A 12,867-nucleotide genomic window follows, 5' to 3' on the forward strand; every position below is an offset into this window, starting at 1 on the left:
GTCACAAGATTCGCACTGTCTCCATTCTGCATATCTGGCACTGGCATGAGCGGTATACCGAATTTTGAGCGATGATCATAAACTTGTCTTTAACGATAGTAGAGCTCAAAGATCAGATGCTCATTGTAATTGCCGAAGCCTTTGCCGAAGAGGGTCAAACCGCCAACATGTTCGGCGTCAGCCTCGACGGACAGCTTGAACGTCCATTGCTTATGAAGGATGTGGACATCTTTCAATGTAACGTCGGATAATTTCAATCCATCCATATATGTTCCTTCATGCGTAATGCGCAGCTTCTTGAGCAGTCCGTATTGATTGGTCTGATGATGCCACCAGCCAGGTGTATACTTGCCTCTCCTATCCCCGTAATCGCCAGGACTCGTCCAATAGCCTAGATGGACTCCGTTCAGACTGAACGTAATATCCGAGGGCCAATTATTATTCGTGTTTGGCGCTTCAGAAGCGATTTCCATCGTAATGACAAGCTCTTCGGGCTGCTGGCTCGATAATAAGAAATTAGGGATCTTATATTCGATAAACCCTTTGCCGAACCACAGAATACCGGCATTAGTCCGTTCCTGATCCCAGAAATGTCTAGGATCGTCAAAGCTGCCGATGATATGATCGACCGTAGCAAGACCGCATGTCGGTTCAATCACAAAGTCGGAGTAATGACCCACCGGAATTTCGGTGCGATGGTATTTATACTCATTTTCCTCCTTGCGGGGAATGACAATTTCGATGCTTTCGACGGCAAGGGAGCATATTTTTTGCAATCCATTTCGACCAGGAGCCATTTCACTGGAAATGAGGCCCGCGGCCTCTAGTTTGCGAACATGCATCGTCATAATGGCGCTGCTGAGCTGCAGCGCTTCAGCTAGTTCTTTAATATTCATAGGCTGCTCAGTGAGCAGGGTCAATATTTTTAGTCGTACAGCGCTGGATAACGCTTCATATACGGGAAGTGATTGTTCTGTAAGATTTAACTTCATTAGAGTTATGCCTCCATTATTTACTTTGTTTATATTTATGTTATATGATTAATGGTTCTGTTATTTAAATGTTCTATTTCTATTGTAGTTGATGCCGCCCAAATAGGAAAGCCTCTAATGGACCAGAACACCGGTCGAAGGCCTTCGATGAGGCTGCGGGCTATTTTTTGAATCGTTAGAAATCCCTATGTCCCGAACAGATTGTAAGCGCTATAATAGTATTTATCTGACCATTCAGCAGGTGAAATGATCAATATGGACTTAAGGAGTGGAGCAATGAGAAAGAGCAAGACTTTTTACAACGTTTTCATTCCTATTCTCGTCTTGAGTATCGGATTGGTTATCGGCTTTGGAAGCTATATTTATTCGTCTACGATTCGTTCGGTAGCCGATCGCGTGGGGGAGAGTCATCAAAGCTTAATTACGCAAATCAGGAACACATTGGAGCAGAAAATTCAAACGATCGAGTATGCTTTCAATACATACAGCACGACCAAATCCTTTCACGAAGTCATTAACAATCCGTTGACAGAGCGGGACTTTGAAACATATCGGGAATTGAATACCCAGCTGAATTATATTGCTACGATGGGATTGGATGGTGTCCAATATTCCTTGATTAGCCTGAATCAGAACTGGAGGATTTCAAACGGGTCGCTGTCCCTGCTATCGGAAGAGGAACGGGATGAGCTGTACGAACAATATATTGATAAAGCCAGCAAAGGACTGTATTGGGTGAAAACGGATGATGGCATCCGCTTCATTCATACGCTGCCGGTATCTTCCCAAGATAAACAAGCGATTGCTCTTTCGGATATTTCCCTGCAAACGTTAAATCACACGCTGCAGACGAAGCCGGAAACGTCCGTCTATATCCTGAATAAAGAGGGTGAACTGCTCTATTCTGCCCAAACGAAGACAGATATGCTGTCCGAACAGGATCTCCGTCTGATTAGCGAGCAAGTCGCAAACGAGCCGTTGACGGGTAAAATGACCGTCGAAATAGCGACAGGGGATTCCGTTATTGCTCTATACGCCAAGTCCGATTACAACAATTGGACTTATGTGACGCTTCTTGATCAGAAGGAAGTGAGCGAAGCCTTAGCGACCACGCGGTTCGGTCTGATCATTATGGCCATTGTGATTATGCTTCTGATGGTCATCCTGGCCTACCTGCTGTCTGTTTATTTGACCCGTCCGTATCGGAAAATTCAGAGCAGTCTCGCCGCAAGTCCCGAGCCGATGCTGAGGGATGAGGTGGACTGGATCATTAGATCGATCGATTCCATCGTATCGGAGAAGGAGAGCCTGGAGCATCTAATCGAGCTGGAGAAGCCTAAGCTGGAGACGCAATTTGTGCTTAATCTGCTTCAAAACCGGGTCACCCGGGAGGAAACGGAGAAGAGTCTGGAACGATTCGGTTATCCGATTACGAGCAGCACTCTCTTCGTCACGATGCTGATTCAATTGGACAGCTACGGCGAAGGACAGGTGTCGGACAAGGATGTGCTTTTGCTGGCCGTAAATAATCTGGTGCAGGAGATTGTCCCGGAGCCCGGAAGATTGCTGCCCGTTGTGCTTAACGAACGGACGCAAGCAACGGTGCTTCTCTTTGACAAAGGGGATGCCACCGATATGCGAAAGCAGATTCTGCAATATGCTAAGCTGCTCATTAAGTCTGCTAGAGAGTATTTAAAGTCCTCGATAAGCATAGGCATCAGCCTGCCTTATGACGACGCGCTGAACAGCAGAGAGGCTTGCGAGACGAGTTTGGAAGCTCTTTATCAGCGGCTGAACCTGGGGAAGGAATCGATCATTTTTTACGAGGATGTCTCAACGGGCATATCGGGGCCGATCCTGCTGCATTATCCAACAGAACTGGAGGCACAGCTGTTTGATGCTATTCGTTTGGGAGATGAGCAGGAGGTTTCGCGATCCTTATATCCGCTGCTTGCGGATATGATGAAGCACAGCTTGAACCCGATGAATCTTGAAGTGACGCTGATTCGCTTCGTAAACAATCTGATTCAGCTTGAGCAGCTGATCGGCGTGGAAATATTGCTTACCCCGAGCAACGCCAATCTGTATCATCGGCTGCTGGATACCCGGAATCCTGAAGAGATAGAACGAATCCTGGTGTACGAAGTCATCTATCCGATGGTCAGGAGCATGAAAGAAAAGACGAACCAGCAATTTCGTTCAATCGCCGATAAAATCGCTACCATTATTCGTACGGAATATGATCAGGATTTGTCCCTGGAGTCGATCAGCGAACGCCTTCATTATAGTCCCAATTATTTGAGCAGCATTTTCCGCAAAGAGTACGGCACTACGTTCAGTGAGTATGTGATGAATTACCGGCTGGAAATCGCCAAGAAGTGGCTCGTGGATACCGATATGACCATCAAGGATATCGCAGAACGCCTTCGTTATCAAAATTCTCAAAACTTCATCCGCTCTTTCCGGAAGAAAGAGCATGTTACGCCTGGGGCGTATCGCAAGATGAAATTGGAGCGCTAAAAAAAGTTCTGGCTTCGCATACCGATGCGTTGAGCCAGAACTTTTTTTGAAGATGATAGAATTAATCAGTTTCAGTGGAACTGAAGAGCTCTGTAATTTTTCTTATTAGGCTTAGCCTTTAACTGCTCCAAGCAGAGCGCCTTTCGTAAAGTGCTTCTGCACAAACGGGTAGGCGATCAGCATCGGAACGGTTGCGACGACAATGACCGCCATTTTGATCGTCTGGGCAGGAGGAACGATGTCTACCGCCGAATTATCGCCTTCCATGCCGCTGGAAACGATGACGATTTGGCGTAGAAGCACCTGCAGCGGCCATTTCTCAGAGTCGTTAAGATAAAGGATCGCATTCATGTACGTATTCCAATAATTCACGCCGTAGAACAAGGAGAGGGTTGCGATCGAAGGAAGGGCAAGCGGCAGCATGATTTTCCACAGGATGCGGAAGTCGTTGGCGCCGTCGATCTTTGCCGATTCTTCAAGACTCTCCGGAAGAGCCTGAAAGAAATTCCTCATGATGATCAGATTGAAGGCGTTAATCGCCGTCGGGATGATCAGCGACCAATACGAATCGATTAGTCCAACCGATTTAACGACGAGAAAGGTTGGAATCATTCCGCCGCTGAACAGCATCGAGAAGACGATGATAAAGTTAATTGTATTTCTTCCGGACAAATATTTGCGGGATAAGCCGTACGCCATCAACGCTGTAAGCACCATGCTGAAGGCTGTGCCAACGAGCGTTGTTCCAATGGACACGCCAAGTCCTTTGAAGATAGTCGGCGTTGAGAAGATAAAGCGATAAGCATCAAGCGAAAAAGTCGTCGGAAACAGGACGAACTTCTTCGAAACGATCTCCTGTGTTGATGCAAAGGAACTGGCAACGACATTCACGAAGGGCAGGAGGCACGCAAGCGCGAACAGGAGCAGAAGCGTATAATTTACAATGTTGAATATCCGGCTTCCTAGCGATTTTTTACTGAGTACAGATTTTGACATGGCAGGTATGATCCTCCTTGAATTATTAATCTCATATCCACCTTATCAAGCGGTAAATATTCCGTATATAATCATGTCCTATGGCATTAAAGAAGAGGAAAAAATATGAAACTTTGGATTCTGAGAAGGAAATAATCCTGATTTTAAATCGTAATCATTAGCTACGATCCCCCTTGTATCTCTATCTTGAATAGTAATCATCAGCTACATTTTCTCCTGTGTTTGTAGGGGGTTATGGGGTCGATGATAGCTAATGATTATATACGGAATATCGATTAGGGGCTATGCTTGGCTTCGAACACACGTTAACTGATCAAGGAGGTCGACAGCCGGTGAAGGAAGCAGATTCCACAGCCATTCCGTTACAAGGCAAACCACAGAGAAGATGGGAGCGAAAGAAAGTTGACATGCTTCATCATTTAAAGAGTTTAAGCAAAAATAAACTGTTATATTTGATGATTCTCCCGGGGTTTGTTTACTTTGTTATTTTCAAATATTTTCCGATGGGCGGCCTGATTATTTCCTTTCAGGATTATCAGCCGTATCAGGGCATCCAGGGCAGTCCGTGGGTCGGGTTCAAGCATTTTATCCGTTTGTTTACTGAACCCACCTTTGGGATGCTGCTGAGCAACACATTGATCCTGTTTGCGCTGGAGCTGATCATTTTCTTTCCGCTGCCTATCATTCTGGCCCTTATGTTGAATGAAGTCAGGCATAAAATGTTCAAAAATTCGATCCAGACGATGGTATATATTCCGCACTTCATGTCCTGGGTCATCATTGTATCCATTACGTACGTTTTTCTCAATGTGGATGGAGGCGTTATTAATGAAATCATAGCCGCCTTCGGAGGAAAAAAAATCAGCTTCCTGACATCCACGGAATGGCTTCGCCCCATGTACATTCTGCAAATTATATGGAAAGAGGCCGGATGGTCCACCATTATCTATTTGGCAGCGATTACCGTTGTCGATCCGCAGCTATATGAAGCATCCGAAATGGATGGAGCTAGCCGATTGCGAAAAACATGGCATGTTACGCTGCCAGCGATCCGCCCCGTGATCATCACTTTGCTGATCCTCAAAATCGGCAATACGCTCGAGCTTGGCTTCGAACATATGTATTTGCTTCTGAACTCGCTGAACCGGGAGGTCGGAGAAATTTTTGATACTTATATTTTCACGGCTGGCTTGAAGAACGGGCAGCTTAGCTTTAGTACAACCGTTGGCCTGTTTAAAGGCGTTGTCGGATTAATATTGGTCATGATCGCGAACAGGCTGGCCAAGAAATTCGGCGAAGACGGCGTTTATTAGAGGAGTAAACGAGTAACCGTACTTTGCTCTCTTATGAATTCTTGCTTCCGTTTATAGCGGAAGAGGAAGATAAATAGCCATACAAATAACAGGGAAAAAGGGGAAGAGCATATGAAACGAAATTTAGCAAAATTGGCAGCGCTTACGCTTTGCGGCAGCCTACTCCTGAGTGCATGCGGGGGAACGAAAACAGGCGCAAATCAAACCGGCGGTTCTGGCGCTGGCGACAGCAGAGCATCGATCAGTTGGTTGAATATTTTGCAGACCGCTTCGCCGCCTACAGATACCGTGCTTAACAAAATTGAAGAGGCGACGAATACCGATATCAAGTTCTCCTGGATTCCGGACGCGTCGAAGGAAGAACGGTTGAACACTTCTCTGGCTTCAGGCTCCCTGGCTGATATCGTAACCCTTACCATGCTGGATAACTCTTCGGTTCGCAACGCCTTGAAAGCCGGCGTATTCTGGGATGTCGGGCCTTACTTGGACGAATTTCCGAACCTAGCTGCCATCTCGCAGGATATGCGGAACTCGGCATCGATCGAAGGCAAGCTGTATGGCGTACCGCTTCAGAAGCAGATAGCGAGGAATGGGGTCGTCATCCGAAAGGACTGGCTGGACAAACTGGGTCTGCCGATTCCAAAAACGACGGATGAATTAATGGAGGTGGCCAAGGCATTCACAGAGCAGGACCCGGATGGAAACGGTGTAAAGGACACGACAGGCTTTATGGATCGCAGCGATCTCGTCTTCGGTGCATTTAAGACGCTTAGCTCCTACTTCGGCACACCAAGCGTCTGGAGTGTCAGTGAGGATGGGAAAGTCACGCCGGAATTCGAATCGGAAGGTTATATCAAGACGATGGATTACATGAAGGAGCTTTATGACAACGGATACATCAATCAGGATTTTGCCGTGACGGCCAAGACCGACCAGCAGCAAAATTTCGCCCAAGGTAAAGCAGGGATTTACGTAGGCGCCCTTTTCGATAGTAAAAATCTGTTGAATTTGGCCGCTGGAATTCAGGATGATATGGAACTCATTATGGTTAACGGCATTACGTCTACTGGCAAAGAAAGCGACAGAGCCATTTGGTCGACGTCCAATGGCGTCGGAGGCCTGCTGGCTTTCCCGAAATCCGAAGTGAAGGATGAAGAGGAGCTAAAAAGAGTGCTGAAATTCGTTAACGACTTGATGTCGGAGGAAGTATACGCACTAATGACTTACGGCATTGAAGACGTCCATTATTCGGTCGATGAGAACAAAGCCGTCACCATAAAGGATACAAGCCTTTGGCAGCAAGAAGTACAGCCGTTTGCGGGATCCCGTCCGAAGGAGAGCGGATTTGAAATTCATGACTCGGATCCGCTAAGAACAGAAGCCAATCGATTGATCGAGGAGAACGAGACCTTTGCGGTGCTTAATCCGATGTATTCTTTGGAGTCGCCCATGAATTCAAGTCAAGGCTCCGAGCTGCAAAAGACGATTACCGATGCCACCTACAAATATATTCTCGGCAAAACCGATTTGGATGGATTTAAGAAAGCTGTTGAGAGCTGGAGAAAAGCGGGAGGCGATACGATCATCGCTGAATATGAAGCCGCATATGATGCAGTTTATGGCAAGTAAGCAGCAGTATTACAGCGGATGAGGTCATGGATCGGACTGTTCCGTCCGCAGAACTGCCTGCTGGGGGAACAGTCCATTTTACAACAAGGAGGATGATCGGCATGAAACGGCCGAAATGGGCGGAACGAACCGCAAAGTCCATCATGGAACGCACGCCGAAGCTGTACCAGAAGGGCTATAACGGCAAATGGTCTTACGATTACGGGGTTATTTTGAAAGGCTTTGAACGGCTTTGGAGGGTAACAGGGGAAGAACGGTATTTTAAATATATACAGGACAATATGGACTACTTTATTCAGGAGGACGGTTCTGTAAAGGGCTACCGTCTAGACGAGCATAATATCGACCATTTGAACAACGGCAAATTGCTGTTCGTTCTGCACAAGGAAACCGGCGAGGAGAAATACAAGCGTGCGGCGGCTTTACTCAGGGAGCAGTTGAAGACGCATCCGCGCACATCGGAAGGGGCCTTTTGGCACAAGAAGATTTATCCTTATCAGATCTGGCTGGATGGACTGTACATGGGGGCTCCTTTTTATTTAGAGTTCTTGCTTACCTTCGAGAAGGGAGAGGATCTGAATGACGTTACAAAACAGTTCATTCTCTGTGAACAGCATACGAAGGACGGGAAGACGGGACTTCTCTACCACGCATGGGATGAACAGCGAGTGCAGCCGTGGTGCAGCCCGCAGACAGGGCAATCGCCGAATTTCTGGGGAAGATCGCTCGGCTGGTTCGTCATGGCGCTGGTTGACGTCCTGGAAATGCTGCCGGCGGATCATGGGGATTATCCGGAGCTGACGCGCATTCTAAACGATACGTTAACAGCGTTAAGAAGCTATCAGGATGCCGATTCGGGCGTATGGCACCAAGTTGTAGATGCGGGGAAGCGCAAAGGCAATTACTTGGAAGCCTCTGCTTCCAGCATGATCGTGTATGCGATGGCTAAAGGCGTCCGTCTCGGCCTGCTCGGATCGGACTGGCTGAAGACGCTGGATCGCGCCTATGCGGGCTTGATCTCGGAATTTGTACTGGAGACGAAGGAGGGCTGGGTCAATCTGAACAAAACCTGCCAGGTAGCTGGATTGGGCGGAGAAGACCGCCGCGATGGCACCTATGCGTATTACATCAGTGAACCGATCATAACGAATGATCAGAAGGGACTTGGCGCCTTCCTGCAGGCTTGTACGGAATATGAGTTTTTGGAGCGATAGGCGCATGGCGCAGCATTTATCTGATGAAGGAGACAAGAGCATGTTGTTTTTTAATATCGATGATTACGGTGCCAGCCCCAATAGCCCCGAGCTTTCGACAGAAGCGATTGCGTCTGCCATTGCTGCTGCAGCCGAGGCGGGGGGAGGTACGGTTTACGTGCCGCCGGGGGAATATCGTACAGGCGCTATTATGATGAGGAGCAACATTGAGCTTCATATAAGCCCGGGAGCTACGCTCTCCTTCAGCGACCATCCGGAGGATTATCCGACGGTAGATTCCTGCTGGGAAGGCGTGAAGCAGAAGGTGTATGCCTCGTGCATCTTCGGCAAGGATTTGGAGAATGTGTCCGTAACTGGCATGGGGAGGATTGAAGGGAACGGGCAAGCTTGGTGGGACAAGCACAGAAACCGCCGGGAGGAGCTTGCTTATCCTCGCCCTAAGCTGATCAGCTTTGACAGCTGCCGCCGGGTAACGCTGCGGGATGTTTCTTTGGCGAATTCGCCGAGCTGGACGGTTCATCCGGTTCGCTGCCAGGATGTGATGATCGATAATCTGTCGATCTTCAATCCCGCAGACTCGCCGAACACGGACGGCATCGACCCAGAGTCCTGTACGAACGTTCGCATCAGCAACTGCCAAATTGACGTCGGAGATGATTGCATCGCCATAAAAGCGGGGACGGAGGATACGAAGGGTCGCATTCCCTGCGAGAACATCACAATTACCAATTGTACGATGATTCATGGACATGGGGGCGTCGTGATCGGCAGCGAGATGAGCGGCGATGTCCGCAACGTGGTCATTTCCAATTGTGTGTTCAAGCAAACCGACCGCGGTATCCGCCTTAAATCCAGGCGCGGGCGAGGAGGAATCGTCGAGGATATCCGTGTGAGCAATATCGTCATGGAGGACGTGCTTTGCCCGTTTATCTTGAACTTGTACTATTTTTGCGGGCCGCGAGGCAAAGACAAGTATGTATGGGATAAGGAGCCGCATCCAGTTACAGAGGAGACGCCTTGCTTCCGCCGCATTCATTTCGCCAACATTACCGCACGAAGGGTGCATGCGGCAGCCGGGTTCCTGTATGGCCTCGCTGAGCAATATGTTGCGGAGGTAACCTTCGATCAGATCGATATTTCCATGGCCGAGGATGCGATCCCGGGTCAGCCTGCCATGATGGCGGGCATACCCGATATGAACAACCGCGGATTTTTCCTAGGAAACGTACGAGATATCCGCTTCCGCAACGTCACGGTCGAGAATCATGAAGGGCCGGCCTTCTATGTGGAGAACGGTGAGCGGGTGGATTTGGAGAATTGCGAATCCCGGAATACGAAGCAAGCTGAACAGTTGTTGGAGCAGGTCACCTTGCCTCCCGAGGAGAGCTTGGGAGGAACTGGTGTGTGATCTGAAATAAGGCTTTGATGAAGATTTTTGAGATCAAGCCATGGATGTTAAATCAAAATAGGTTTATGGAGGGGAGCCATCTTGATTTCGGATAACAGAATTACAGGAGTGATCCGCAACCCGGTACTGCGGGGCTTTAACCCGGACCCCTGTATTGTACGGGCCCAGGACACTTATTATATTGCCGTTTCATCGTTCGAATGGCTGCCAGGCGTTAGAGTGTACGAATCGGCCAACCTGGCGGAGTGGGAGCATTGCACGGATATTTTGACGAATCAGGTTCAACTGCAGGGAAATCCAAGGAATTGCAGCATTTGGGCGCCGCAGCTCAGCTATCATGACGGATTGTTCTATCTCATGTATACGGATGTCAAGAGTACCAAGCGGCCATTCAAGGATTGCCATAACTACTTGATTACGGCTAAATCCATCCACGGCCCTTGGTCGGAGCCGATTTATCTGAACAGCAGCGGCTTCGATCCGTCCCTGTTCCATGACGATGACGGCCGCAAGTGGCTGTTGAATGCACTGTGGGATTACCGCATTACGGAAGGCAATAAATCGAGCGGCATCGTCATTCAAGAGTACGATCCGAAGCAGCGGAAGCTGATTGGAGAGCCGCAGAAGCTGTTTGACTGCACCCCGCTGAAAAAAACGGAAGCCCCGCATATTTATAAGCGGAATGGCTGCTACTACCTCATCACTGCGGAAGGAGGCACAGGCAGCGGCCATGCGGTGACCGTAGCGCGATCCAAGGAACTGCTCGGGCCGTACGAAGTCGATCCGCTTAATCCGATGCTGACCTCTAGCGGGAAGCCTGAAGCGGAACTGCAATGCGCCGGTCACGGCAGCCTGGTGGAGACGCCCGAAGGCGAGTGGTACATGGCTCATCTGTGCACCCGTCCACTGGAAGGCCGGTATGCCATCCTGGGCAGGGAAACGGCGCTTCAACAGGTGCATTGGGATGAGGAAGGATGGCTTCGGTTGGCCAGCGGCGGCAACACGCCGCAAACGGAAGTGCCGCTGCCTAAAGGGGCGAGCCTCAAGGGAGAGATTCGGGCAGAATTTGAGGATGATTTCAACGGTACTAAACTGCATCCACGCTGGAATACGCTCCGCATGATGGCTGATGAAAGTTGGTGCTCGCTTTCCGAGCGCCCGGGCCGCTTGCGAATTCATGCAGGCGAATCCGCTCAGAGCTTGTTCAGCCACCATATCGTGGCCATCCGGCAAACGGATAAGTCCTTTCGGGCGGAGACGGCATTGGATCATGAGCCAACTCTGTATCTGCAAATGGCGGGGTTGATGCTGTATCTGAATGAGGACAATTATTGGTACGCCTACGTCACCCATGAAGAGGGACGAGGCAGGGTTCTGAGACTGCTGCGCTGCGAGCGGGACGAATTTTCCCTTGAGCCCGTCATGATTGATTTAAAGGAAGGGCTGCTTCACTTGGCTGTAGATGTATCTGGAGTCAACGGTCAGTTTTATTATCGATTGGGCGCATCGCAAGAGTGGCAGCCTGTCGGCGCATCGCAAAATATTAGCTTCCTGTCCGGCGGATTTACCGGTAATTTCATCGGCATCGCCGCCCACGATATGAATCGGTTTAAAGGCAGTCATGCCGATTTTCATTATTTTCGGTATGTGGGCCGGGATGAATAGACCGCCGGATTATGGCGGTCTGTGTGTAGACGGGCTTGATCGTTTGAGCGCATGAATGAATGAATGAATAGCGTCAAAAAGCCCTGAAATGCAGCAAAGCTGTCAGAGGACATGTCCTCTGACAGCTTTTTTTAATCAAACTTGGAAGGGGGGACGTTATAGTATTTTTTAAAAGCCTTTGAGAACGTAAAAGGATCGGGGTAGCCAAGAAGGCTGGCGATTTCCTGAATCGTATATTTCTTTAAGTTCAGGTAATCCCTCGCCCGGTTCATCTTAACCTGGTAAATATATTGTCCCGGAGTAATGCCTAAAGTCTTTTTGAAATAAGTGATGAAGTATTTCTCGGATATGCCGATAAGCTGGGCGAGCTCACTCATTTTAATCGATTTGTGCAGATGATTGTTAATATAACCGAATACCGGCTGCAGCACGTCCAAATTCCGCTCGGCTGTTTTTGGCATTCTCCCGCTCAGAAATGTGCCGGTATACCGCTCTTGTCCATAGAGTTCAATGATTTTGGCGATGACAGCAATCAGGCAAGCTTTTAAGTATAGACGGTTCCCAGGCAAGCTGCTTAACTGATTCGATTGCATAAAGGCTTTGCTAAACAGGACGGTTTCTTCCCGAATCAGCTCTTCCGGTATAATTCCCGAGAGCGGAAAGTCGCTCAGAATTCGCTGCTGCTTGCCGATTTCGAAGTCGAAATGCACGTAAATAAACTGACAGCCCTGATCGGTAGTAGAAGCTATATAAGGAATTCCCGGATAAAAAAAGACCACATCTCCCGGCCCGGCCTGATGTTCGATTCCATCGATACGAATCGTAACGATTCCGGATTGAACGAACCAAAGATCGTAGTCAATATGCGCCTTATGCTCGACCCACTTCCCGTCATGGGCGTGCTCAAAAACAGACTTCATTCGCAGCGAGATCAAATCCGACAATTCATTGAGAATTCCCATGTCCTTCATTTTCATATCCCGTATCATTCCTCTACCGTAAGACATATTTCAAATAATTATAATATACCATCGAAGTTTCCGCTCATAAATAATCAAACTATTTGACATGAACGTAAAACTATCTCATATTCTACTTTCGAAATCCGTCTTCTATAATGGGGTCATAAC

Annotated in this window: 9 protein-coding genes; 6 read left to right on the top strand and 3 right to left on the bottom strand. The window is 48.5% G+C overall.

Features of this window, described 5'->3' with window-relative positions; translation table 11 throughout:
* Window positions 1-89: 89 nt before the first annotated feature.
* Window positions 90-992 carry an ArsR/SmtB family transcription factor gene (locus CZ379_RS13250; protein ID WP_110932052.1) on the bottom strand — a complete coding sequence of 301 codons (903 nt, stop codon included), beginning with the start codon at window positions 990-992 and terminating at the stop codon, window positions 90-92.
* 276 nt (window positions 993-1,268) lie between these two features.
* On the opposite strand from CZ379_RS13250, the gene CZ379_RS13255 reads away from it, so the two are divergent.
* Window positions 1,269-3,512: a helix-turn-helix domain-containing protein gene (locus CZ379_RS13255; RefSeq protein ID WP_110932053.1), complete on the top strand. Its 2,244-nt coding sequence runs from the start codon at window positions 1,269-1,271 to the stop codon at window positions 3,510-3,512.
* 111 nt (window positions 3,513-3,623) lie between these two features.
* Here CZ379_RS13255 and CZ379_RS13260 read toward each other — a convergent pair whose 3' ends face one another.
* The gene (locus CZ379_RS13260; RefSeq protein WP_110932054.1) at window positions 3,624-4,508 is read right to left on the bottom strand and encodes a carbohydrate ABC transporter permease; all 885 of its coding nucleotides are present in this window, start codon (window positions 4,506-4,508) and stop codon (window positions 3,624-3,626) included.
* A 407-nt stretch (window positions 4,509-4,915) separates the two neighbouring features.
* Here CZ379_RS13260 and CZ379_RS13265 point away from each other — a divergent pair, with 407 nt between their 5' ends.
* The 5 genes from CZ379_RS13265 (at window position 4,916) to CZ379_RS13285 (ending at window position 11,737) form a co-directional block, all read left to right on the top strand.
* Window positions 4,916-5,821, top strand: a complete 906-nt coding sequence (locus CZ379_RS13265) for an ABC transporter permease (protein ID WP_110934362.1) — start codon at window positions 4,916-4,918, stop codon at window positions 5,819-5,821.
* A gap of 111 nt (window positions 5,822-5,932) precedes the next feature.
* Window positions 5,933-7,450 (top strand): extracellular solute-binding protein, encoded by a 1,518-nt coding sequence (locus CZ379_RS13270; RefSeq protein WP_110932055.1) that lies wholly within the window; start codon window positions 5,933-5,935, stop codon window positions 7,448-7,450.
* A 101-nt stretch (window positions 7,451-7,551) separates the two neighbouring features.
* Complete coding sequence (locus CZ379_RS13275) at window positions 7,552-8,664, top strand: glycoside hydrolase family 88/105 protein (RefSeq protein ID WP_110932056.1); 1,113 nt, start codon at window positions 7,552-7,554, stop codon at window positions 8,662-8,664.
* 40 nt (window positions 8,665-8,704) lie between these two features.
* Window positions 8,705-10,072, top strand: a complete 1,368-nt coding sequence (locus CZ379_RS13280) for a glycoside hydrolase family 28 protein (RefSeq protein ID WP_110934363.1) — start codon at window positions 8,705-8,707, stop codon at window positions 10,070-10,072.
* Between the two features lie 81 nt (window positions 10,073-10,153).
* A complete protein-coding gene (locus tag CZ379_RS13285) occupies window positions 10,154-11,737 on the top strand; it encodes a glycoside hydrolase family 43 protein (protein ID WP_234404906.1) in 1,584 nt (527 codons plus the stop codon).
* Between the two features lie 131 nt (window positions 11,738-11,868).
* On the opposite strand, the gene CZ379_RS13290 is transcribed toward CZ379_RS13285, so the two are convergent.
* Window positions 11,869-12,714 (bottom strand): AraC family transcriptional regulator, encoded by an 846-nt coding sequence (locus CZ379_RS13290; RefSeq protein WP_110932057.1) that lies wholly within the window; start codon window positions 12,712-12,714, stop codon window positions 11,869-11,871.
* Window positions 12,715-12,867 lie beyond the last annotated feature (153 nt).

This window comes from Paenibacillus bouchesdurhonensis, from assembly GCF_900155685.1.
GTDB classification, from domain to species: Bacteria; Bacillota; Bacilli; order Paenibacillales; family Paenibacillaceae; genus Fontibacillus; species Fontibacillus bouchesdurhonensis.